Source organism: Bacillus cereus group sp. MG9 (genome assembly GCF_040459995.1).
GTDB lineage: Bacteria > Bacillota > Bacilli > Bacillales > Bacillaceae_G > Bacillus_A > Bacillus_A mycoides.
On the sequence record NZ_JARVHC010000001.1, the window covers coordinates 285,030 to 310,000 of the forward strand.

Below are 24,971 nucleotides of genomic sequence, written 5' to 3' on the forward strand. Positions count from 1 at the left end.
CTAGTTTTGAAGGAATATACCTTCAATAGTTTGGTGATGATGGCAGAGAGGTCACACCCGTTCCCATACCGAACACGGAAGTTAAGCTCTCTAGCGCCGATGGTAGTTGGGACCTTGTCCCTGTGAGAGTAGGACGTCGCCAAGCAACTTTAAGATGAGTCAGAATGACTCGTCTTTTTTGTGTTTAATGAAATAAGCTTGTTATCTATGGTTCAAGAAACCTATTGATAACAAGCTTATTTGTTTAAAGGTAAGCGTATTTATATAAAATTGTTATTCATTATAGGCTTTACTTTGTTTCTTACATCGATAAGCTCAAAACGTTCATAAGCAAGTAGCATATTGTGTATTTGTAATAGGGGTAGCGTCACACATCCATCAACTTAAGGTATCTTTTTATACAAAATGTGGTTTTTTCACGTAGTCTTTTATTATCTTTTATAGATAGCATAAAAGTAGGCACATCAAATAAACCCTGACGGGTTTCAAATTTTTCGCTATGCTACCTGATGGGCAGAAGTGGTATACTCATACACAACACCTAAAATATCAAAGACTGTTTTTTTCTCATATCTGTGAGATTTTCGTCCGTTTCGCTGTAGGAGGTTAAACAGACGAAGGAGAATCTTTGATAATTCTTGGGTGTTTTTATGTAGTGCTTGATGAAAAAGTAAGAAATAATCTTTAATTATGTACATCGCTTTATATTCACTTAGTTCTTTCTGCTTCTTACGTAACAGGAGTTCTCTCATTTTAAACATAGTAGAAGAACATAATAGGATACTAATGAGTTGTCCATAAAGGTGACATTCTAATCGCTCTTGTTTAATAGATTTACAACGATGAATTCGAAACCAAGATTTCCATATTTTAAATAACAGCTCAATTTGCCAACGTAGTGAATATAAATCATAGATTTTCTCTTTCGGTACCCATTCCGTAGGAATGTTTGTCATATATACCGTAATTCCTTGTAAAAGTTTCGTACGCTCTGTATATGTAATCCCTTTTTTCTTTTCACGAATAGCTCGATCATGTAGACGTTTCTGTTTTTGCTCCTCTGTACATCTATAAACCACAATGCGAGTGGGTAGTTTGTCTTTGCTCCCTACATATACATCATGTAATTCATACACTTGGCCAGGTTGTAATTGGTTCATGATGTCTTCCAAATGAATTTGTATATACACCGGTCTCAATTGAGCAGGTTTTGTTTTAAATACCACTGTTTCGAATTCTTTTCTATATATTTTAGTTGGCAATTTAAGACGTGATAAATAATACCCTTCCTTATCTTGGATCGATTTAAAGTCTTGTAAACGAAAGTACCCTAAGTCACGAATATACAGTTCATTCTTTTGTGTCATGTCCATTCGAGTCGCCCCATATGCCTGATCACTTCGTTTTCCTGGTTCAATTTTCACATCAGAAAACTCTCCACTCAACAAGTCATACTCTAATTGAATTTTTACACCAGCTGTATGACTACAGCCTCCGGCACCAGGATAAGTAGCTGCGAATCGATCTGGAACTTGAAAGGTTGTAGAATCAAGGATGCGAATCCGCTCAAAGTAAGCAGAAAGAGAATGAGAAATTGTAGATGACCCTCCAATTTTAGCTTGTAGAAGTGTAGTAAATACATTTCGAAAGAAGGCTACAGAAGCCGAGTTAAATCGTCGATTAAGTCCCTCAGGACTTAATAAAATTCCTGTTGAAGTTTCTAATTGACTACAAAGTTGAGTAAGAGAGGTTGTAGCGATTTGTTGATTTAACCATACACACAAAGATAAAAAATGGTGCCCATGGCACTTACGTTTTCGTTTCATTCCGCCTGCTTCTATAGCTAATTGATTCAGTGTAGCGGGAGACATATAGCGATATAACTCTTCGGCAAATAAAGACAGCTCTTGTTTTTGATGCATATTCATAAAAAGCACGTCACCCTTTCTCATTAACATAAGAGAATAGTAACGTGCTTTTAAGTTTAAGAATAGTCTAAATCCTTAAGTTGATGGATGTGGGGTAGTGTCACATGCCCATCAAGCTAAGATTTTGAAGTATCCCCAAAACGAAAATTTTATTATTTTACAGTTTTTTATGAGAATTTAACTCATTTTTTTCGTATTGGGGAACAACCAATTTCTTGACTTGATTTGAAATTAAAAATATAAACCTTTGCCCACTGGCTGAACAGTTTCTAACACAGTGTCAACCATGTCTTCATTAATTAGGGTTCTTATAATCCAAGCTGAGAGATCTTGAGCAGCAAAACAACCTGCAGCAGTCGAGATATTTCCTTCGTTTACGAAACTTTGTTCAATAACGTCTACATCAAATTCTTTTAGCTGTTCTACTACGGATGGATATGTAGTTGCTTTTTTGCCAGTTAACAATTTTTTAGCTCCTAGTAGTAGTGAACCAGAACACATAGAGCCTATTAATTGTCTTTGAGGATCTACATGAATGCTATTAAGATATTCTTGATTTTTATATAAATCTTGTACACCCTTACCACTTCCAAATATTACAGCGTCAGCAGAAGGAATATCAAATATGCTTCCTGTCATGGGAATACGTAAGCCAGACATGGATATATGAGTTTTTTCCGTTCCTAATAGTTGGACATTCCAATCAGAAATACCGCCAACTAAACGTACACGATTTAATAAATCCCATGGTAAAAAAACATCTATATCAGTAAAGTTATCGAAACAGACTATTGCAATTTTCATTCTCTAGCCCTCCGTTATTTAAATATTAAAAACATTTTAATTATAACAATTTCAAGTGGCGGTAGCGAGGTTTAAATTTTTTTAATAACCGGGTATCCCACCAGCGCCATCAAGCTAAAAAATTGTATCCATAAAACGAAAAAAACGCTATTCTTTTTGTAGAAATATACAGAAAGGATGGCGTTTTTTATGAATCTATCGATTCAAAATGAGTTTTATTTATTCGCCGAAGAACTACAGCAACACCTATCTCCACATGTTCTTCAACAACTCGCACAGGAGACAGGATTTGTAAAACGTAAAAGCAAGTATGGCGCACGAGATTTAGCTGCTTTATGTATTTGGATCAGTCAACATATAGCAAGTGATTCTCTCATTCGATTATGTAGTCAGCTTTATGCAAATACAGCTACACTCATGAGTCCAGAAGGACTTAATCAACGCTTTAATCCAGCAGCTGTCGCATTTCTTCGAGAAGTCTTTACTTCTCTTCTCACACAAAAACTCTGCTCAAATCACTCACTTTCTGCACACGTTATCTCTACTTTTAATCGTATCCGTATTTTAGATGCAACAGTGTTTCAACTGCCTGACCATTTCGCCACTGACTATCAAGGTTCAGGTGGGAGTAGTAATACGGCAGGCGTGAAAATCCAATTGGAATATGATTTACTTAGTGGTCAATTTCTTAACGTGCAGCTTGGACCAGGAAAGAATAATGATAAAACATACGGTACCATTTGCCTTGAAACCGTAGAAGCAGGCGATTTGTGTTTACGTGATCTTGGTTACTTCGATTTAGGAGACTTACAAACCATTCATGATAAAGAGGCTTACTATATCTCTCGGTTGAAGTTGAATACATGCATTTATATCAAGAACCCTGAACCAGAATACTTCAACAATGGTACGTTAAAAAAGCAAACAGAATACATCCAGCTTGATATGACACAAATGATGTCTGGTCTAATCCCTGGTGAAACGATGGAAATCCTGGAGGCATACATTGGCCAAAATCAGAAACTTCCAGCACGTGTTATTATCCATCGTTTAACCGATAATCAAACGCAAACACGTCTGAAAAACCAAGCGATACGTGAAAAGAAGAAAGGCATTGTCATGAAGGATAAAAGTAAACGTTTAATGGGCATGAATGTATATATCACGAACACGTCGCTAGAAGAAGTACCGACGAACTACGTGCATTCATTATATTCACTTCGTTGGCAGATTGGCGTGTCCAGATAAGGACACATTATCTAGTTGGTGAAAGTCCAATCGGGAGAATAGACTCCACTCCCGTAGCCTGAGAGGCGCCATGAAGTGAAAACGACATGGCGAAGCCCTCTGACATCACATGCAAAAGGCATGTGGGCAAATCTCCAGGTTGTAACGTACAGTGAACGTAGACGTAGCCTCGTTACACGCAATTCCGGTGGCTGAGACGGTCGATAACGTGCGAAAGCAGCAAGAACTGACCGAAACGAGTCTGGAACGGCAGTTCTCACCGGCGGGGTATCAGCGGCGACATGGAGAGAAAGATAATGTGGAAACTGGAGAAGCCCTCGACACCCGATGAAGAAACCTCATCGAGGAGACCGTCTCTATAACCGCGATCGGGAAGTGAGAATGGTAGGTGTCAGGGTGACGGAACGGATCGTAGTACCAGAGATCTGCGTGCAGCAAAACGCGCGGGGAGGGAAGGGTCCGAACCTGTAAATATTTCGTACGACCAAAGGAGGCAAGGGTGCCATGACAAAAACACCTATTACTTTGCAGGAACTAAGGCGACGAATCTATCAAAAGGCGAAGTCTGAACCTACGCATCGGTTTTGGGGACTATTTTCCCACATTACCAAACTAATAACCCTCCATGAAGCATATCAGCATGCGAGGAAAAACGGCGGTGCCCCAGGTATCGACGGTCAAAGTTTCGCTGATATAGAACTAGAGGGAGTTATACCGTTTTTAAAGAACATCCAAGCAGAACTGCAGGCTGGAACATATCAACCACAAGCTAATCGTAAAGTAGAAATCCCAAAAGCAAACGGCAAAATGCGGACACTGCAAATCCCGTGTATACGGGACCGTGTGGTCCAAGGAGCGCTAAAACTCATATTGGAAGCTATCTTTGAGGCTGATTTCTGCCCAAATTCCTACGGATTCCGACCAAAACGCTCCCCGCATCAAGCGCTGGCAGAAGTACGACGTAGTGTGCTGCGTCGTATGACCACAGTCATTGATGTTGATTTGTCACGTTACTTTGATACAATCCGGCATAACATCCTACTGAGGAAAATCGCAAATCGTGTCCAAGACCACCAAGTTATGCACCTAGTAAAACAGGTGGTAAAAGCCGCAGGAAAGATTGGAGTCCCGCAAGGGGGGCCGTTCTCACCACTCGCGGCAAACATCTACTTGAATGAGGTAGATTGGACATTTGATGCCATTCGGCGTAAAACGACGAATGGCAACTATGAAGCTGTGAACTATCACCGATTTGCCGATGATATGGTTATCACCGTAAGTGGGCACTCCAGTAAACGGGGGTGGGCTGAACTGGCACTGCGACGACTGCAGGAACAATTGGAGCCTTTGGGGGTTGAACTGAATCTTGAGAAAACACGGATGGTCGATGTCTTACAGGGAGAGTCTTTTGCATTTCTCGGATTTGATTTCAGGCGAGTACTGAACCGAAATAAGACCCGATACTTCATATGCATGATCCCAAAGAAGAAAGCCCGTACGGCAGTGAAAGCAAGAATCCGCGAACTCATTCAAAACGCAGGAGCTAAACCAGCACAAGATTTAGTAAAACAAATCAATGCCGTACTAAGAGGATGGGTGAACTACTTTCGGGTTGGAAATTCCAGCGGAGCATTTAGCGAAGTGCGTGACTATACGGAGATGAAAATCCGTACACTGCTGACGAGAAGGAAACGGCGACGAAAGCGTAGCATCGGATGGCAGAGATGGAGTAATGAATATCTCTATGGTGTACTGGGGCTCTACTGGGACTGGAAAGTCCATTCCCTCAAAAGTGCAGAGGGATACCGATGAAAGTGCCTGCCATTTGATAGGTCTCATAACCCTTTTGATGAAGTTTATGGGGTGAGCTGCTTGAGGGAAAACCTCACGAGCAGTTCTTATGGGGAGGGGCTGGAAACGGGTCATAACTGATACCGCGCCAGTTCTTTACCCGACAAATTTTGTTTAAAATGTGGAAGTCATTCTTTGAAATTGATGAATGTAAAGATATAAAAAGAGAACGCCTGGAATGCCATTTATATGGACAACTCATCGGCATTCTCCTCTGCTCTTCTACGATGTTTCAAATGCGACAGTTTCTGCTTGAAAAGAAAAAGCAGGAGCTGAGTGAATACAAAGCGATTTATATGATTAAAGATTACTTTCCGTTACTGTTTCAAGCGATAGCCGTTGGCACAGAAGAACTTTTAAAAATTCTGCATCGCCTTTATCAGCTGCTCAAAAAAAATGGTCGTAAATGTCATAGGTATAAGAAGATGACTGTCTTTGATATTCTAGGGATTGTGTATAAAACGACGGTGAAGCATAGACAAGCTGCCTAGCGAAAAAATTGCGTTTTAATAGGCCTCTTTGGCATGCCTACTTTTCTATCACTTGCTAGTTTTGAAACAAGGATCATTTCGTATCTAGTAATTTACTTGGTTAGCTTGATGGGCATGGGGTAGCGTCAGGAAAATGTGGATTTACAACGATAAGGAAATTCCAAATTAAAAAGCCCAACTTCTCTACAAATCAAAATAGAGAAATTGAGCTGTTCAGTTACTTCATTTATTTATTGAATTCATTAACTGGAAGAAGTATTCAGGTTTATGAGTCTTATTTAGGTTATGCCATGAATGTAATGCATCTGGTGTAAATACATCTATTTTTTTCAGTACCTCCATTGCAAATTCCAGAGGAGCTATTCCTGATGCGGTAATTAAATTCGCATCAGATACCGCAGATCCCAACTCATAGAATTTTTCTCCTTTATAGTTAGGACATACCATTTTAGTATATTCTAAGTTATTACTTGTATGCTTTCTAGTATCTAAGTATCCCATATTCGCGAGGCCCTCAGTTGCACCACAAATTGCAGCAACAATAGTGCCAAGCTCTAAAGCTTGGCCAATTCTTTCCAAGATAGGTTGATGAATTTCTTCACTCCAAGTACTCCCTCCTGGTAAAATTAAAAGATCTGTACTCTCAAGAGTACATTCATCAAGGGAAATATCTGGTTTTATGGTCAGTCCTCCCATAGTAGTAATCATTTCTTTATTAGCTCCTACTGTAATTACTTTTAAAGGTGCTAAATCTTTTTTGAAATATCTTCCTGAGTTTAGTTCAGCAATTAAATATCCATATTCCCAGTCCGACATTGTATTAAATACATATAAAAAAGCTTTTTTTGTGTGCATTCAATAACACTCCAATCACAATTGATATAGCTATTATAATATAACTTCCCTGACAGTTAACGTCAGGGGAGTTATCATACTTGATGAAATTTTATTAATTCCGACAGAACTTCAATAAGTCTTTTCTTAAGACTTATTGGCTCAATAACTTTAATAGATTTATTGTACGGTAAAAGTAAATAAGGTACATATGTATGTATCATATCTTTTTCAAGAAGAAAAACTGCTTGATTTGAAGTCCGTTCTTGTAAATAATGTCCTAAAAACCAATGTTGGCAAATATCAGCCAATACACTTTTATCCCCATTAAGAACCAAAGAAATAATCCCTTCCTTATCTTCTATAGTTGGAAGAAGACTTTTTATAAAAAAGTCACGTGCTGAAAAATTTTCTGGCCGGTTAAACTTATTTTCGGTTAGCATTAGACTTTCAATTCGATCTACTCTAAAACTACGGATATCATTCCTAAGATGACAAAATCCAATCACATACCACTTATTATTCCAATAGATAATTCTGTACGGATCGACCAATCTATAATTTAATTGCTTTTCGCCACTTTTATGGTAAAGAATTTTTACTGAGTACCCGTCAGCTACGGCTTGCTCCAATTCCTTCAAAAAAGGTTCCATAGAGAGTGAACTTAATCGACTTATTACTTCAAGACTAGTTAAATGTTGGTTTATCTTTGTTTCCTGTTCTTGATTTGAGTATTTACTTAGTTTTGAAATGGCCCTATTTAGTGCTTCACCTCCATAATATCCGGCTTCTTCTGCAAAAATAGCAGCGTGAAATAGTGAAGTTTGCTCCTCAAAATCAAAAAAAAGAGGAGCCTCAATAAAATTGTTCAATAAAGTGTATCCACCGTTATGTCCTGGTTCTGAAATTATAGGTACGCCACTTGTTGAAATTGTATCAATATAACGATACACAGTCCTTATATTCATCTCTAACTTTTCTGAAATTTGTTTTGCAGTAATTTTTTCACCTGAACGAAGCATCCACAGAATTGCTAACATATTGTCAATTTTAGGCATATAATTCCACCTCTATATGAAATTTATTTTCTATTATATATTTCTGATTTTTGGTATAACTCATCAACTTTCGTTCAGTTGCTGAAATTGCCTTGAAGGATTCTGGCTAGTTGAACTGACGCGTATATAACCGATCTTCCGCAAAATATCACCTCATTTTTGAGATAAATCTTATGAGACGCTCTTAACTATGATTTTATCAGTCTCCTACACTCTATTGATATATAATTGAACTAATTAACTGAATAATTATAGAAATGAGATGATGCTATGTGATAATGGCTTTAATTCGTGAATAGCAAAGAAGCTACCACATGTTAAATTGAAGTGAACCCGAATAGTGGTACATGAAAAAGTTTGAAGAAAAAAGTTCATTGTAACAGGGTATTTGTTTCATTTATCCCGCTATTCGCCGGGCAGTAAAACTCCCACCTCAAAATTCAGCTGGAGCAAAGAAGTTAGGTGGGAGCCCTGCTGCCCGTAAACGCCCGATTGGTGAAGGCTGATAATCAGTGGGGGATCAACAAAACCCCCACTGATTAAAGTTTCACTTTATTTGTTTTAAATAGTTATATGGTGAAAGTGGTGGAGTTAAAAAGATAATAGCGCGTGTTCTTTTTTCTGAATCTGGCTTTTGAAGAGCGGCGATAATTTCAAAATATAGTTCTTGAAAGTCTTATGTATTACTTTCGCATATAACATTTTGGATAAAGATGTGTGGATTAATGTTTAGACTCTATAATCTTTTTTGTAGTTTGTTACACGAAATTCCCAAGGAAATCTCTGGGGCGGGAAGATCAGTTGTGAGTAGTAATATTGGAACTGCTCTTGTACATAGTGTTCAGCTTCTTTATAAGTTCTACTTGTTTCCTCTAGTAGTTGGATAAGAATCTTTTTTTTGTAGCCTTATAAATAAGGTAATTAAAGTATAATTGGCCACCGGTTGCTATTTGAACAGCATATTTGTCTTTATTATCACGGTGATATAAATAAGTTGGAGGAAGAATGGGTTCATCGGGAATAAAATCAGTTAGTTTGTTTTCTTATATACTCTATTTGTTCTTCTAATGGAAAAGCTTACGGTTGTCCGTATATAGATATAGGATACAACTCTTTAAATTTTATAATTTTGTAGCTTTTATATAGAAGATAAGTGTAAGTGAAAAATTATAGTGTGATTACTTAAATGCAAGGAAGTAGTGGTGTATAACAAGAGGTTAGAACGTTTGTTCTTGAATGGTGTAATGGGCATACTCAATCAATTGAGGCGCTTATTTTCTATTGGACATATGTGTTTAAAGAAGAGCTGCCATACTAGGTTCGGATTTCCAGTATAGCTTGTAACTTTACATACCTTAGTGAGGTGGTTCTTCAGTAAAGTATATTTCAATTATTAATATTGGATTTATTGACACTCCCATTGTTAAAGGGGCAACCTGATTAACATCAGTGTGATTCTTGCTACCAAAGGCGAAGTCCATTTTTGGTATCGCTGACGTGCAAGATTGTAGTGTGCCATCACTACTCTCACTATAGATCGTATAGGTTCGTGAGCCACGGTGCTATGACAGCTGCATGTTCATATGTTTTAGTGTCTTGTTCTTGTCTATAGTTGACGTGTATCAAAATAATGAGTGTTTTTCTATGAAAGTATCGTGAAATCTGTAAACGAACCAATTATTCTATTTCCAACTGGTTTTATGAAATAATCTACGAATGGTCCTTTACTCATCATAATTTTTAATATTAATTGAATCTAGTCTATAGTCGGTTCATTCTATTATGAATGGTTCAGGAGAGTGAAGAAGAGTGTGTGCACTGTTAGAAAGAGATATTGTAATTAAGATAAGGAGAGTAAATGAAGTTGCTAGAAAAGAATTTCTTGTGGAACCCAGTAATGTACGGGGGATAATCCTCTTGAAATAGAGAGGTTTGTTAGGGGAGATTAGTAGATAGAGGTAGACAATGATTGCTATTTAGTAAAGTCTTCGTGGATTCTTATGTAACCTTTACTAATCGGGAATTTATGGATCGTCAGGCTCACTACTAACTTCTTTGCTTCAGCCTAACTTTGAGGTGGGAGTCTTACTGTCCGCAAATAGCGGGATAAAGTGGTGTGAACATATTAAATTAAATATCTTTATAAAAAGGTATTGACGATTATCCTATAGAGGTGTAATATAGAACAAGTCGCCGATAGCAACAACGCAGAAAGCGACAAAAAAAATAAAAAAACTTGGTTGACATTGAAATATGAAAATGTTAACATAAGGGAGTCGCAAATGAGCGACAAATAAGTTCTTTGAAAACTGAACGAAACAAACAACGTAAACGTCAATTTTTATTTTTAGATGCTAGACAAACTAACTTTATTGGAGAGTTTGATCCTGGCTCAGGATGAACGCTGGCGGCGTGCCTAATACATGCAAGTCGAGCGAATGGATTAAGAGCTTGCTCTTATGAAGTTAGCGGCGGACGGGTGAGTAACACGTGGGTAACCTACCCATAAGACTGGGATAACTCCGGGAAACCGGGGCTAATACCGGATGATATTTTGAACTGCATAGTTCGAAATTGAAAGGCGGCTTCGGCTGTCACTTATGGATGGACCCGCGTCGCATTAGCTAGTTGGTGAGGTAACGGCTCACCAAGGCGACGATGCGTAGCCGACCTGAGAGGGTGATCGGCCACACTGGGACTGAGACACGGCCCAGACTCCTACGGGAGGCAGCAGTAGGGAATCTTCCGCAATGGACGAAAGTCTGACGGAGCAACGCCGCGTGAGTGATGAAGGCTTTCGGGTCGTAAAACTCTGTTGTTAGGGAAGAACAAGTGCTAGTTGAATAAGCTGGCACCTTGACGGTACCTAACCAGAAAGCCACGGCTAACTACGTGCCAGCAGCCGCGGTAATACGTAGGTGGCAAGCGTTATCCGGAATTATTGGGCGTAAAGCGCGCGCAGGTGGTTTCTTAAGTCTGATGTGAAAGCCCACGGCTCAACCGTGGAGGGTCATTGGAAACTGGGAGACTTGAGTGCAGAAGAGGAAAGTGGAATTCCATGTGTAGCGGTGAAATGCGTAGAGATATGGAGGAACACCAGTGGCGAAGGCGACTTTCTGGTCTGTAACTGACACTGAGGCGCGAAAGCGTGGGGAGCAAACAGGATTAGATACCCTGGTAGTCCACGCCGTAAACGATGAGTGCTAAGTGTTAGAGGGTTTCCGCCCTTTAGTGCTGAAGTTAACGCATTAAGCACTCCGCCTGGGGAGTACGGCCGCAAGGCTGAAACTCAAAGGAATTGACGGGGGCCCGCACAAGCGGTGGAGCATGTGGTTTAATTCGAAGCAACGCGAAGAACCTTACCAGGTCTTGACATCCTCTGAAAACTCTAGAGATAGAGCTTCTCCTTCGGGAGCAGAGTGACAGGTGGTGCATGGTTGTCGTCAGCTCGTGTCGTGAGATGTTGGGTTAAGTCCCGCAACGAGCGCAACCCTTGATCTTAGTTGCCATCATTAAGTTGGGCACTCTAAGGTGACTGCCGGTGACAAACCGGAGGAAGGTGGGGATGACGTCAAATCATCATGCCCCTTATGACCTGGGCTACACACGTGCTACAATGGACGGTACAAAGAGCTGCAAGACCGCGAGGTGGAGCTAATCTCATAAAACCGTTCTCAGTTCGGATTGTAGGCTGCAACTCGCCTACATGAAGCTGGAATCGCTAGTAATCGCGGATCAGCATGCCGCGGTGAATACGTTCCCGGGCCTTGTACACACCGCCCGTCACACCACGAGAGTTTGTAACACCCGAAGTCGGTGGGGTAACCTTTATGGAGCCAGCCGCCTAAGGTGGGACAGATGATTGGGGTGAAGTCGTAACAAGGTAGCCGTATCGGAAGGTGCGGCTGGATCACCTCCTTTCTATGGAGAATTGATGAACGCAGTTCATCAATAAACGTTGACTTGTTTTGTTTCGTTCAGTTTTGAGAGAACTATCTCTCAAGTTTAAATGTATGTTCTTTGAAAACTAGATAACAGTGTAGCTCATATTTTTTTAATTTTAGTTTGGTTAAGTTAGAAAGGGCGCACGGTGGATGCCTTGACACTAGGAGTCGATGAAGGACGGGACTAACGCCGATATGCTTCGGGGAGCTGTAAGTAAGCTTTGATCCGAAGATTTCCGAATGGGGAAACCCACTATACGTAATGGTATGGTATCCTTACCTGAATACATAGGGTATGGAAGACAGACCCAGGGAACTGAAACATCTAAGTACCTGGAGGAAGAGAAAGCAAATGCGATTTCCTGAGTAGCGGCGAGCGAAACGGAATCTAGCCCAAACCAAGAGGCTTGCCTCTTGGGGTTGTAGGACATTCTATACGGAGTTACAAAGGAACGAGGTAGACGAAGCGACCTGGAAAGGTCCGTCACAGAGGGTAATAACCCCGTAGTCGAAACTTCGTTCTCTCTTGAATGTATCCTGAGTACGGCGGAACACGTGAAATTCCGTCGGAATCTGGGAGGACCATCTCCCAAGGCTAAATACTCCCTAGTGATCGATAGTGAACCAGTACCGTGAGGGAAAGGTGAAAAGCACCCCGGAAGGGGAGTGAAAGAGATCCTGAAACCGTGTGCCTACAAATAGTCAGAGCCCGTTAATGGGTGATGGCGTGCCTTTTGTAGAATGAACCGGCGAGTTACGATCCCGTGCGAGGTTAAGCTGAAGAGGCGGAGCCGCAGCGAAAGCGAGTCTGAATAGGGCGTTTAGTACGTGGTCGTAGACCCGAAACCAGGTGATCTACCCATGTCCAGGGTGAAGTTCAGGTAACACTGAATGGAGGCCCGAACCCACGCACGTTGAAAAGTGCGGGGATGAGGTGTGGGTAGCGGAGAAATTCCAATCGAACCTGGAGATAGCTGGTTCTCCCCGAAATAGCTTTAGGGCTAGCCTTAAGTGTAAGAGTCTTGGAGGTAGAGCACTGATTGAACTAGGGGTCCTCATCGGATTACCGAATTCAGTCAAACTCCGAATGCCAATGACTTATCCTTAGGAGTCAGACTGCGAGTGATAAGATCCGTAGTCAAGAGGGAAACAGCCCAGATCGCCAGCTAAGGTCCCAAAGTGTGTATTAAGTGGAAAAGGATGTGGAGTTGCTTAGACAACTAGGATGTTGGCTCAGAAGCAGCCACCATTTAAAGAGTGCGTAATAGCTCACTAGTCGAGTGACTCTGCGCCGAAAATGTACCGGGGCTAAATACACCACCGAAGCTGCGAATTGATACCAATGGTATCAGTGGTAGGGGAGCGTTCTAAGTGCAGTGAAGTCAGACCGGAAGGACTGGTGGAGCGCTTAGAAGTGAGAATGCCGGTATGAGTAGCGAAAGACGGGTGAGAATCCCGTCCACCGAATGCCTAAGGTTTCCTGAGGAAGGCTCGTCCGCTCAGGGTTAGTCAGGACCTAAGCCGAGGCCGACAGGCGTAGGCGATGGACAACAGGTTGATATTCCTGTACCACCTCTTTATCGTTTGAGCAATGGAGGGACGCAGAAGGATAGAAGAAGCGTGCGATTGGTTGTGCACGTCCAAGCAGTTAGGCTGATAAGTAGGCAAATCCGCTTATCGTGAAGGCTGAGCTGTGATGGGGAAGCTCCTTATGGAGCGAAGTCTTTGATTCCCCGCTGCCAAGAAAAGCTTCTAGCGAGATAAAAGGTGCCTGTACCGCAAACCGACACAGGTAGGCGAGGAGAGAATCCTAAGGTGTGCGAGAGAACTCTGGTTAAGGAACTCGGCAAAATGACCCCGTAACTTCGGGAGAAGGGGTGCTTTCTTAACGGAAAGCCGCAGTGAATAGGCCCAAGCGACTGTTTAGCAAAAACACAGGTCTCTGCGAAGCCGTAAGGCGAAGTATAGGGGCTGACACCTGCCCGGTGCTGGAAGGTTAAGGAGAGGGGTTAGCGTAAGCGAAGCTCTGAACTGAAGCCCCAGTAAACGGCGGCCGTAACTATAACGGTCCTAAGGTAGCGAAATTCCTTGTCGGGTAAGTTCCGACCCGCACGAAAGGTGTAACGATTTGGGCACTGTCTCAACCAGAGACTCGGTGAAATTATAGTACCTGTGAAGATGCAGGTTACCCGCGACAGGACGGAAAGACCCCGTGGAGCTTTACTGTAGCCTGATATTGAATTTTGGTACAGTTTGTACAGGATAGGCGGGAGCCATTGAAACCGGAGCGCTAGCTTCGGTGGAGGCGCTGGTGGGATACCGCCCTGACTGTATTGAAATTCTAACCTACGGGTCTCATCGACCCGGGAGACAGTGTCAGGTGGGCAGTTTGACTGGGGCGGTCGCCTCCTAAAGTGTAACGGAGGCGCCCAAAGGTTCCCTCAGAATGGTTGGAAATCATTCGTAGAGTGCAAAGGCATAAGGGAGCTTGACTGCGAGACCTACAAGTCGAGCAGGGACGAAAGTCGGGCTTAGTGATCCGGTGGTTCCGCATGGAAGGGCCATCGCTCAACGGATAAAAGCTACCCCGGGGATAACAGGCTTATCTCCCCCAAGAGTCCACATCGACGGGGAGGTTTGGCACCTCGATGTCGGCTCATCGCATCCTGGGGCTGTAGTCGGTCCCAAGGGTTGGGCTGTTCGCCCATTAAAGCGGTACGCGAGCTGGGTTCAGAACGTCGTGAGACAGTTCGGTCCCTATCCGTCGTGGGCGCAGGAAATTTGAGAGGAGCTGTCCTTAGTACGAGAGGACCGGGATGGACGCACCGCTGGTGTACCAGTTGTTCTGCCAAGGGCATAGCTGGGTAGCTATGTGCGGAAGGGATAAGTGCTGAAAGCATCTAAGCATGAAGCCCCCCTCAAGATGAGATTTCCCATAGCGTAAGCTAGTAAGATCCCTGAAAGATGATCAGGTTGATAGGTTCGAGGTGGAAGCATGGTGACATGTGGAGCTGACGAATACTAATAGATCGAGGACTTAACCATATAATATGAAGCAAATGTTATCTAGTTTTGAAGGAATATACCTTCATCAGTTTGGTGATGATGGCAGAGAGGTCACACCCGTTCCCATACCGAACACGGAAGTTAAGCTCTCTAGCGCCGATGGTAGTTGGGACCTTGTCCCTGTGAGAGTAGGACGTCGCCAAGCAACTTTAAGACGAGTCGGAATGACTCGTCTTTTTTGTGTTTAATGAAATAAGCTTGTTATTAATGGCTCAAGAAACCCATTGGTAACAAGCTTATTTGTTTAAAGATAAATGTATTTATCTAATATGGACTTCCGGTAAAATCGTTATTTATCATATCTTCACTTTGTTTTTTACATCGATAAGCTTAAAACGTTCGCAAACGAGCAGCATATCTTCAGAAAAACTAAGACCAAGTTCGCTTAGTTCCTTTGTAAAAAACTGAATATGGGTATCTCTCCAGTAACTATAGGTACGATCGCCTTCGCCTTCAGCGATAGCGAATTCTTCAGTCACTTCATTCATTGGCATTATAGTTACTTCTATTGTCTTAATAATAGCTACAGGTTCCTCCTGACTATTGAGTACAATACTATAATCGTTAGTTGTTGGTAGTGGTTCATTTTCTAATTCATAAAAAATATGGCCCGAGCATGTTGCGGTTTTCACACCATCAATGACTAATTGAGCGAGATAATCAGGAGAATCACCAAATTGCCAAGCTGTAACAGATTCTGGTTTTTCATTGTTTCCCCAATAAGTATCCCAATATGATTGTGCTAATGGATTCATTTGTATATTTACCTCACTTTAATTAATATTTTAGTCTCTTTATAATCCCTGGGGAATTTCCTTATTTGTTAAATTCTTTAATTTTGAGTTTTAAAGTCTATTTATTAACAAGAATATATATAAGGTATTGCCCTCTGTAGCCTGTTCACACCTTCTTTTATTTCTTCAGTTGTTAAATATCCATACCCCATAATAATTCGACTATGATGTTTTCCTTTTTCAATGGCGTGGTCTTCCACAGGATATACTTTAACCCCAAGTTGTTGGATTTTCTCAAGTAATTCTTTGGTGAATTGAACTTGATTGAATTCAACAATCAGGTGTAATCCTGTAGAATAACCGGAAATATTGATCTTATTTGAGAATACTAATTTTAATTGCTGGATAAGCAAGTCTCTTCGATTTTTATAGATTTTTTTCATCTTCATAATATGCCGTTCCAAATAATCTTCGGCAATAAATTTAGCAAGGACAAGCTGATTTAAAGAAGATGTATGTAGATCTGAAAACCATTTTACCCTGCGACATTTTTCAATAAGGTGTGAGGGAAGAACTAAGTATCCCATCCTAAGGGCGGGTGATAAAATTTTACTAAATGAACCTATATATAACACTCTCGGGATCCAATCCCTGTAATGAACTTATAGGTGAGCCTTCATATCGAAACTCACTGTCATAATCATATTCAATGAGATAACAATTTGTTTTTCTTGAGTAGTTAATCAATTGAACCCGTCGTTGAATCGGTAACGCTCCTCCTAAAGGAAACTGATGAGAAGGAGTAGTGAAGATGAATTTTGGGTTTTTATTTGCAGGTAGCAAAGATGTATCCATCCCATTATCATCAACTGGTATAGGATAAAGGAAGGCTCCTGAATTTTTAAAAATTGTTTGAATGTCATTGGTGATGGGATCTTCTATTAGTACTTCGTCGCCTGTTGACAAAAGTAACTTAGAAACAAGTGTTAAAGCTTGCGTTGCACCGGAGGTAATTATCAATTGTTCTGGATGACAAAAAACTCCTCTTGTTTTTAGTAAATAGCGTGATAAAACCTTTCTTAATTCAGGACGCCCTTCGGGAATATCGTATCCAAACGTAGAAGGAGGTGTCTCATTCCATATGGTATGAGATAACTTTGCCCATCCCTTACGTGGAAATAAGTCTAATGCTGGTATCCCTGAACGAAAATTAATGATGTTACTGTCTTTGTTTATTTCTTCGCACCAAGATAAAGAATCAATTAGAGGTGATTTTTTATGTTGTTCTAAATAAGTCCCTTCTGCAATGAATGTCCCGGCGCCCTGTCGAGCGACCAAAAAACCTTCGGAAAATAATTGATCATAAGCTTCTAAAATTACATTCCTAGACACGCTTAACTCAGAAGATAATTCCCGTGTTGATGGTAGTTTTTCTCCAGATTGTAGCTCTCCGTTTAATATTCGTTCACGTATTTGGTGATAAACCTGTCGTATTAAACTTATATCTAACGATCGATCAATAGGTATCCAAAGCATATAAATGCTCCCTTCATCAAAATTGGTACCATAAAAGTTTGGTTGAAATGGTACTAATATAAACCATTTTAGCATGCTATAGTTGGATCAAATGGTTCTAAAGGGGATGAAAATGTGATGACGAAACCAGAATTCCAAGTAGCTCAGGCATTTAAATCGATTGCACGAAATGAACATATAAAATCCTATGTACAACAATCCACTGAACTCTATGCATTATTATTGCAAGCCGCGAAACGCTTTGTCACCGGAGAATCGAGACATGAGGGGATTATGACAGCAAAAGAACTAATTGCAAAAGGTTATCATACTTCACTAGAATACATAGGGGAAAATACTCTAGATATAGAGGAATGTTATAAAGCAAAAAATGAGTTTTGGAATCTTATTGGGGATATGGGTGCTCTATCTATGAAACAAACAGTATCACTCGATTTATCGCATATTGGATTATCTATAGATCCAGAAATATCTTATATTCATTTAATGGAGTTGGCAGAGAAGGCAAAAGTACATGGAACTACCCTTATGATAAGTATGGAAGAATCATCTAAAGCAGCAGACATTCTTTCCATCTATAAAAAAACAACTGAGCAATATCCTAATGTAGGGATAACGATTCAGGTGCATTTATATCGCTCAAACAATGATATTCAAGAACTCCTACATTATCCAGGGAAAATACGAGTTGTAAAAGGTGCCTATCAAGAAGTTTCGGATATTGCTATACCTAGGTCAACTGACTTAAATCAACAGTATCTTCAGATCGTAGAACAACTAGTTGAAAATAACCATCCTGTATCTATAGCTACACATGATGAAATTCTTATTAAAGAAATGGAGCAACGTCAATATTTTAGTCAATCTAATGTAGAAATAGAAATGCTATATGGGATTCGTCCGGATATGTTAAGTGATTTGAAAAACAAAGGACATAATGCTAGGGTGTATTTGACTTATGGGAAAGAGTGGTACTTGTATTTATGCCATCGGATAGCTGAATATTCGGAAAATTTATATCATGCAGTGATAGATATGATACATGCATCTTCAGTACAGCAGAGTAGGGAATATTAAATGTGAAAAATATTTTGGCTATGGTTAGTATGAGGGAGTTCAGTTGTAGCGAGTAAGTTAAATAATTTTGGTTGTGGCCCAAAAATAAGAGTCGGATTTTCCTTAGAGTAGAAATTCCGGCTCTTTTTATATTGAAATTTTTTTAGTTTATATTTGCGTTAAATGCGGACAGGACTCCTATAGGTGTTGAAAAGATTATGATTTACAATTGTACAGCCGTAGTATACCTTGTTGCAGAATTTGTTTTTGTGGGTGTTTTATATGTGTTGGTTTCTTATTGTTATGTATTCTTAGGTTTATAGCTAGAAATAAATGAATTTGTAATTCTATATGTATTTCAAAACGGGGGATATATAATAGAAACAATAAAATTACATACTTTGTTAGTAACTCGATTCGCTCTTCTAGCGGTAAAACGTAGGATAAACATCCTTAAATTTGATAAAAAGTAATAAAATATAAACAGAACAAACGTTCCTTTTGGGTGTATTAGGTACGCTCGATCAATTGAGGTACGTATTTTCAATCCAGTATATGTGTTTAAAAAAGAAATGTTATTAATTGGTTCGGACCTCGAGTATAGTTTATTTGTATATCTTAAATGTTTGTTAAGAGGATATAAAATTTATTACGACTAGGCCATATGGAAATGGATGCTGCTAAAGATGAAAGAGATATAAGTCTGCTATTTCAGTGACACAGGGATAGTTAGTAAATGTATTAGTATGTTTCTATATATTTACGAGTAAACAGGTAAGTAACCATTACTACATATAAGGGAAACTATATAACTAGAATATTATATAAGAATTTCTGTATCGTTGTCTGTTATAAGAATACGTATATCTTCCATCGTTTCTAATAGAGTGCCTGGTAAACAAAGAGGTGTTAGGGAGCGTAATAACTTTTTAATTACATATTAGTATTTATTAAAATAAGGTTGTTAGTTTCGCTGGGGAAAAACTTCCGTACCAATTAAGTCTAGGGTATAAGTAAACTTGAATATATTTTGGAAGAAGAAATTAAAGTGAAGTCGAAGAGGGTTTTCGGATAATGCAATATTTATAGATTCTCCTCTAGATTAGAGAGTGTAAAAATATTAACTTGAATAACTTTATAAAAAGGTATTGACGATTAGTATATAGGGGTGTAATATAGGACAAGTCGCCGATAGCAACAACGCAGAAAGCGACAAAAGAAAATGAAAAACTTAGTTGACATTGAAATATGAAAATGTTAACATAAGGGAGTCGCAAATGAGCGGCAAACAAGTTCTTTGAAAACTGAACGAAACAAACAACGTGAACGTCAATTTTTATTTTTAGATGCTAGACAAACTAACTTTATTGGAGAGTTTGATCCTGGCTCAGGATGAACGCTGGCGGCGTGCCTAATACATGCAAGTCGAGCGAATGGATTAAGAGCTTGCTCTTAATGAAGTTAGCGGCGGACGGGTGAGTAACACGTGGGTAACCTACCCATAAGACTGGGATAACTCCGGGAAACCGGGGCTAATACCGGATAATATTTTGAACTGCATAGTTCGAAATTGAAAGGCGGCTTCGGCTGTCACTTATGGATGGACCCGCGTCGCATTAGCTAGTTGGTGAGGTAACGGCTCACCAAGGCGACGATGCGTAGCCGACCTGAGAGGGTGATCGGCCACACTGGGACTGAGACACGGCCCAGACTCCTACGGGAGGCAGCAGTAGGGAATCTTCCGCAATGGACGAAAGTCTGACGGAGCAACGCCGCGTGAGTGATGAAGGCTTTCGGGTCGTAAAACTCTGTTGTTAGGGAAGAACAAGTGCTAGTTGAATAAGCTGGCACCTTGACGGTACCTAACCAGAAAGCCACGGCTAACTACGTGCCAGCAGCCGCGGTAATACGTAGGTGGCAAGCGTTATCCGGAATTATTGGGCGTAAAGCGCGCGCAGGTGGTTTCTTAAGTCTGATGTGAAAGCCCACGGCTCAACCGTGGAGGGTCATTGGAAACTGGGAGACTTGAGTGCAGAAGAGGAAAGTGGAATTCCATGTGTAGCGGTGAAATGCGTAGAGATATGGAGGAACACCAGTGGCGAAGGCGACTTTCTGGTCTGTAACTGACACTGAGGCGCGAAAGCGTGGGGAGCAAACAGGATTAGATACCCTGGTAGTCCACGCCGTAAACGATGAGTGCTAAGTGTTAGAGGGTTTCCGCCCTTTAGTGCTGAAGTTAACGCATTAAGCACTCCGCCTGGGGAGTACGGCCGCAAGGCTGAAACTCAAAGGAATTGACGGGGGCCCGCACAAGCGGTGGAGCATGTGGTTTAATTCGAAGCAACGCGAAGAACCTTACCAGGTCTTGACATCCTCTGAAAACTCTAGAGATAGAGCTTCTCCTTCGGGAGCAGAGTGACAGGTGGTGCATGGTTGTCGTCAGCTCGTGTCGTGAGATGTTGGGTTAAGTCCCGCAACGAGCGCAACCCTTGATCTTAGTTGCCATCATTAAGTTGGGCACTCTAAGGTGACTGCCGGTGACAAACCGGAGGAAGGTGGGGATGACGTCAAATCATCATGCCCCTTATGACCTGGGCTACACACGTGCTACAATGGACGGTACAAAGAGCTGCAAGACCGCGAGGTGGAGCTAATCTCATAAAACCGTTCTCAGTTCGGATTGTAGGCTGCAACTCGCCTACATGAAGCTGGAATCGCTAGTAATCGCGGATCAGCATGCCGCGGTGAATACGTTCCCGGGCCTTGTACACACCGCCCGTCACACCACGAGAGTTTGTAACACCCGAAGTCGGTGGGGTAACCTTTATGGAGCCAGCCGCCTAAGGTGGGACAGATGATTGGGGTGAAGTCGTAACAAGGTAGCCGTATCGGAAGGTGCGGCTGGATCACCTCCTTTCTATGGAGAATTGATGAACGCAGTTCATCAATAAACGTTGACTTGTTTTGTTTCGTTCAGTTTTGAGAGAACTATCTCTCAAGTTTAAATGTATGTTCTTTGAAAACTAGATAACAGTGTAGCTCATATTTTTTTAATTTTAGTTTGGTTAAGTTAGAAAGGGCGCACGGTGGATGCCTTGACACTAGGAGTCGATGAAGGACGGGACTAACGCCGATATGCTTCGGGGAGCTGTAAGTAAGCTTTGATCCGAAGATTTCCGAATGGGGAAACCCACTATACGTAATGGTATGGTATCCTTACCTGAATACATAGGGTATGGAAGACAGACCCAGGGAACTGAAACATCTAAGTACCTGGAGGAAGAGAAAGCAAATGCGATTTCCTGAGTAGCGGCGAGCGAAACGGAATCTAGCCCAAACCAAGAGGCTTGCCTCTTGGGGTTGTAGGACATTCTATACGGAGTTACAAAGGAACGAGGTAGACGAAGCGACCTGGAAAGGTCCGTCACAGAGGGTAATAACCCCGTAGTCGAAACTTCGTTCTCTCTTGAATGTATCCTGAGTACGGCGGAACACGTGAAATTCCGTCGGAATCTGGGAGGACCATCTCCCAAGGCTAAATACTCCCTAGTGATCGATAGTGAACCAGTACCGTGAGGGAAAGGTGAAAAGCACCCCGGAAGGGGAGTGAAAGAGATCCTGAAACCGTGTGCCTACAAATAGTCAGAGCCCGTTAATGGGTGATGGCGTGCCTTTTGTAGAATGAACCGGCGAGTTACGATCCCGTGCGAGGTTAAGCTGAAGAGGCGGAGCCGCAGCGAAAGCGAGTCTGAATAGGGCGTTTAGTACGTGGTCGTAGACCCGAAACCAGGTGATCTACCCATGTCCAGGGTGAAGTTCAGGTAACACTGAATGGAGGCCCGAACCCACGCACGTTGAAAAGTGCGGGGATGAGGTGTGGGTAGCGGAGAAATTCCAATCGAACCTGGAGATAGCTGGTTCTCCCCGAAATAGCTTTAGGGCTAGCCTTAAGTGTAAGAGTCTTGGAGGTAGAGCACTGATTGAACTAGGGGTCCTCATCGGATTACCGAATTCAGTCAAACTCCGAATGCCAATGACTTATCCTTAGGAGTCAGACTGCGAGTGATAAGATCCGTAGTCAAGAGGGAAACAGCCCAGATCGCCAGCTAAGGTCCCAAAGTGTGTATTAAGTGGAAAAGGATGTGGAGTTGCTTAGACAACTAGGATGTTGGCTCAGAAGCAGCCACCATTTAAAGAGTGCGTAATAGCTCACTAGTCGAGTGACTCTGCGCCGAAAATGTACCGGGGCTAAATACACCACCGAAGCTGCGAATTGATACCAATGGTATCAGTGGTAGGGGAGCGTTCTAAGTGCAGTGAAGTCAGACCGGAAGGACTGGTGGAGCGCTTAGAAGTGAGAATGCCGGTATGAGTAGCGAAAGACGGGTGAGAATCCCGTCCACCGAATGCCTAAGGTTTCCTGAGGAAGGCTCGTCCGCTCAGGGTTAGTCAGGACCTAAGCCGAGGCCGACAGGCGTAGGCGATGGACAACAGGTTGATATTCCTGTACCACCTCTTTATCGTTTGAGCAATGGAGGGACGCAGAAGGATAGAAGAAGCGTGCGATTGGTTGTGCACGTCCAAGCAGTTAGGCTGATAAGTAGGCAAATCCGCTTATCGTGAAGGCTGAGCTGTGATGGGGAAGCTCCTTATGGAGCGAAGTCTTTGATTCCCCGCTGCCAAGAAAAGCTTCTAGCGAGATAAAAGGTGCCTGTACCGCAAACCGACACAGGTAGGCGAGGAGAGAATCCTAAGGTGTGCGAGAGAACTCTGGTTAAGGAACTCGGCAAAATGACCCCGTAACTTCGGGAGAAGGGGTGCTTTCTTAACGGAAAGCCGCAGTGAATAGGCCCAAGCGACTGTTTAGCAAAAACACAGGTCTCTGCGAAGCCGTAAGGCGAAGTATAGGGGCTGACACCTGCCCGGTGCTGGAAGGTTAAGGAGAGGGGTTAGCGTAAGCGAAGCTCTGAACTGAAGCCCCAGTAAACGGCGGCCGTAACTATAACGGTCCTAAGGTAGCGAAATTCCTTGTCGGGTAAGTTCCGACCCGCACGAAAGGTGTAACGATTTGGGCACTGTCTCAACCAGAGACTCGGTGAAATTATAGTACCTGTGAAGATGCAGGTTACCCGCGACAGGACGGAAAGACCCCGTGGAGCTTTACTGTAGCCTGATATTGAATTTTGGTACAGTTTGTACAGGATAGGCGGGAGCCATTGAAACCGGAGCGCTAGCTTCGGTGGAGGCGCTGGTGGGATACCGCCCTGACTGTATTGAAATTCTAACCTACGGGTCTCATCGACCCGGGAGACAGTGTCAGGTGGGCAGTTTGACTGGGGCGGTCGCCTCCTAAAGTGTAACGGAGGCGCCCAAAGGTTCCCTCAGAATGGTTGGAAATCATTCGTAGAGTGCAAAGGCATAAGGGAGCTTGACTGCGAGACCTACAAGTCGAGCAGGGACGAAAGTCGGGCTTAGTGATCCGGTGGTTCCGCATGGAAGGGCCATCGCTCAACGGATAAAAGCTACCCCGGGGATAACAGGCTTATCTCCCCCAAGAGTCCACATCGACGGGGAGGTTTGGCACCTCGATGTCGGCTCATCGCATCCTGGGGCTGTAGTCGGTCCCAAGGGTTGGGCTGTTCGCCCATTAAAGCGGTACGCGAGCTGGGTTCAGAACGTCGTGAGACAGTTCGGTCCCTATCCGTCGTGGGCGCAGGAAATTTGAGAGGAGCTGTCCTTAGTACGAGAGGACCGGGATGGACGCACCGCTGGTGTACCAGTTGTTCTGCCAAGGGCATAGCTGGGTAGCTATGTGCGGAAGGGATAAGTGCTGAAAGCATCTAAGCATGAAGCCCCCCTCAAGATGAGATTTCCCATAGCGTAAGCTAGTAAGATCCCTGAAAGATGATCAGGTTGATAGGTTCGAGGTGGAAGCATGGTGACATGTGGAGCTGACGAATACTAATAGATCGAGGACTTAACCATATAATATGAAGCAAATGTTATCTAGTTTTGAAGGAATATACCTTCATCAGTTTGGTGATGATGGCAGAGAGGTCACACCCGTTCCCATACCGAACACGGAAGTTAAGCTCTCTAGCGCCGATGGTAGTTGGGACCTTGTCCCTGTGAGAGTAGGACGTCGCCAAGCAAAAACCTAAGTCGTTTCGACTTAGGTTTTTTTGTGTTTATTTTTATTTACCGAAGGTTAAAATCCATAAATTTAATAACCTTAAAGATGAAAAAAAGAATGAAATAGAAACGGTATAAAATAAAATTTGGATGATAAAGTAATACGTTTAAATATAAATTGAAGGTAAGGATTGCCTTTTTATGTTAATTTAGTTGTCGAATGAACAATAATGTTTTGATTTAATATGAAAAGGTTATGTAAAAAAGAGCTGGATGGCTATTTTTCGCA

Annotated in this window: 7 protein-coding genes, 7 rRNA genes and 4 pseudogenes; 11 read left to right on the plus strand and 7 right to left on the minus strand. The window is 42.0% G+C overall.

The features are described from left to right. Positions 1 to 29: 29 nt before the first annotated feature. Positions 30 to 145: ribosomal RNA gene (rrf, locus tag QCI77_RS01600) — 5S ribosomal RNA — on the plus strand. A gap of 352 nt (positions 146 to 497) precedes the next feature. Here rrf (QCI77_RS01600) and QCI77_RS01605 read toward each other — a convergent pair. Together QCI77_RS01605 and QCI77_RS01610 are read right to left on the minus strand one after the other, a co-directional pair. Then, positions 498 to 1,928 (minus strand): IS4-like element ISBce2 family transposase, encoded by a 1,431-nt coding sequence (locus QCI77_RS01605; RefSeq protein WP_080019313.1) that lies wholly within the window; start codon positions 1,926 to 1,928, stop codon positions 498 to 500. Between the two features lie 231 nt (positions 1,929 to 2,159). Further along, on the minus strand, positions 2,160 to 2,732 hold the full coding sequence (locus tag QCI77_RS01610) for a DJ-1/PfpI family protein (protein WP_341087802.1): 573 nt from the start codon (positions 2,730 to 2,732) through the stop codon (positions 2,160 to 2,162). A gap of 189 nt (positions 2,733 to 2,921) precedes the next feature. Here QCI77_RS01610 and QCI77_RS01615 point away from each other — a divergent pair. From QCI77_RS01615 to QCI77_RS01625, 3 genes and pseudogenes are all read left to right on the plus strand, one after another. Next, positions 2,922 to 3,971 (plus strand): annotated as a pseudogene (locus tag QCI77_RS01615) (IS4 family transposase); the annotation flags it as partial. 513 nt (positions 3,972 to 4,484) lie between these two features. Next, positions 4,485 to 5,792: a group II intron reverse transcriptase/maturase gene (gene ltrA, locus QCI77_RS01620; protein ID WP_113736055.1), complete on the plus strand. Its 1,308-nt coding sequence runs from the start codon at positions 4,485 to 4,487 to the stop codon at positions 5,790 to 5,792. A gap of 143 nt (positions 5,793 to 5,935) precedes the next feature. After that, positions 5,936 to 6,322, plus strand: a pseudogene (locus QCI77_RS01625) (IS4 family transposase); the annotation flags it as partial. Between the two features lie 222 nt (positions 6,323 to 6,544). On the opposite strand, the gene QCI77_RS01630 reads toward QCI77_RS01625, so the two are convergent. The 3 genes and pseudogenes from QCI77_RS01630 to QCI77_RS01640 all read right to left on the minus strand — a co-directional run. Further along, entirely contained in the window at positions 6,545 to 7,177 is a 633-nt protein-coding gene (locus tag QCI77_RS01630; protein WP_353824430.1) for a type 1 glutamine amidotransferase family protein, read from the minus strand. Positions 7,178 to 7,251: 74 nt separating this feature from the next. Beyond that, complete coding sequence (locus QCI77_RS01635; protein ID WP_353824431.1) at positions 7,252 to 8,214, minus strand: helix-turn-helix transcriptional regulator; 963 nt, start codon at positions 8,212 to 8,214, stop codon at positions 7,252 to 7,254. A gap of 69 nt (positions 8,215 to 8,283) precedes the next feature. Beyond that, positions 8,284 to 8,358, minus strand: a pseudogene (locus QCI77_RS01640) (recombinase family protein); the annotation flags it as partial. Between the two features lie 2,225 nt (positions 8,359 to 10,583). Here QCI77_RS01640 and QCI77_RS01645 point away from each other — a divergent pair. From QCI77_RS01645 to rrf (QCI77_RS01655), 3 genes are all read left to right on the plus strand, one after another. Beyond that, a 16S ribosomal RNA gene (locus QCI77_RS01645) occupies positions 10,584 to 12,135 on the plus strand. A gap of 146 nt (positions 12,136 to 12,281) precedes the next feature. Next, positions 12,282 to 15,203 (plus strand): 23S ribosomal RNA (locus QCI77_RS01650). A 50-nt stretch (positions 15,204 to 15,253) separates the two neighbouring features. Next, a 5S ribosomal RNA gene (rrf, locus tag QCI77_RS01655) occupies positions 15,254 to 15,369 on the plus strand. The 16S, 23S and 5S rRNA genes sit together here, the layout of an rRNA operon. A 151-nt stretch (positions 15,370 to 15,520) precedes the next feature. On the opposite strand, the gene QCI77_RS01660 is transcribed toward rrf (QCI77_RS01655), so the two are convergent. Both QCI77_RS01660 and pdxR read right to left on the minus strand, forming a co-directional pair. After that, on the minus strand, positions 15,521 to 15,979 hold the full coding sequence (locus tag QCI77_RS01660; RefSeq protein WP_159147395.1) for an ASCH domain-containing protein: 459 nt from the start codon (positions 15,977 to 15,979) through the stop codon (positions 15,521 to 15,523). Positions 15,980 to 16,083: 104 nt separating this feature from the next. Then, a pseudogene (gene pdxR / locus QCI77_RS01665) lies at positions 16,084 to 17,494 on the minus strand (MocR-like pyridoxine biosynthesis transcription factor PdxR). Between the two features lie 117 nt (positions 17,495 to 17,611). On the opposite strand from pdxR, the gene QCI77_RS01670 reads away from it, so the two are divergent. From QCI77_RS01670 to rrf (QCI77_RS01685), 4 genes are all read left to right on the plus strand, one after another. After that, positions 17,612 to 18,571, plus strand: coding sequence for a proline dehydrogenase family protein (locus QCI77_RS01670; RefSeq protein ID WP_353825750.1), 960 nt, complete (start codon positions 17,612 to 17,614; stop codon positions 18,569 to 18,571). 1,343 nt (positions 18,572 to 19,914) lie between these two features. Next, positions 19,915 to 21,467, plus strand: a 16S ribosomal RNA gene (locus QCI77_RS01675). Positions 21,468 to 21,613: 146 nt separating this feature from the next. Continuing rightward, positions 21,614 to 24,535 (plus strand): 23S ribosomal RNA (locus tag QCI77_RS01680). 50 nt (positions 24,536 to 24,585) lie between these two features. After that, positions 24,586 to 24,701: ribosomal RNA gene (gene rrf, locus QCI77_RS01685) — 5S ribosomal RNA — on the plus strand. Positions 24,702 to 24,971 lie beyond the last annotated feature (270 nt).

What these genes read in the sequence shown, in the direction of transcription:
- QCI77_RS01605 (WP_080019313.1), bottom strand. Translation starts at nt 1,928, where the DNA reads ATGAATATGCATCAAAAACAAGAGCTGTCTTTATTTGCCGAAGAGTTA.
- QCI77_RS01610 (WP_341087802.1), bottom strand. Translation starts at nt 2,732, where the DNA reads ATGAAAATTGCAATAGTCTGTTTCGATAACTTTACTGATATAGATGTT.
- ltrA (WP_113736055.1), top strand. Translation starts at nt 4,485, where the DNA reads ATGACAAAAACACCTATTACTTTGCAGGAACTAAGGCGACGAATCTAT.
- QCI77_RS01630 (WP_353824430.1), bottom strand. Translation starts at nt 7,177, where the DNA reads ATGCACACAAAAAAAGCTTTTTTATATGTATTTAATACAATGTCGGAC.
- QCI77_RS01635 (WP_353824431.1), bottom strand. Translation starts at nt 8,214, where the DNA reads ATGCCTAAAATTGACAATATGTTAGCAATTCTGTGGATGCTTCGTTCA.
- QCI77_RS01660 (WP_159147395.1), bottom strand. Translation starts at nt 15,979, where the DNA reads ATGAATCCATTAGCACAATCATATTGGGATACTTATTGGGGAAACAAT.
- QCI77_RS01670 (WP_353825750.1), top strand. Translation starts at nt 17,612, where the DNA reads ATGACGAAACCAGAATTCCAAGTAGCTCAGGCATTTAAATCGATTGCA.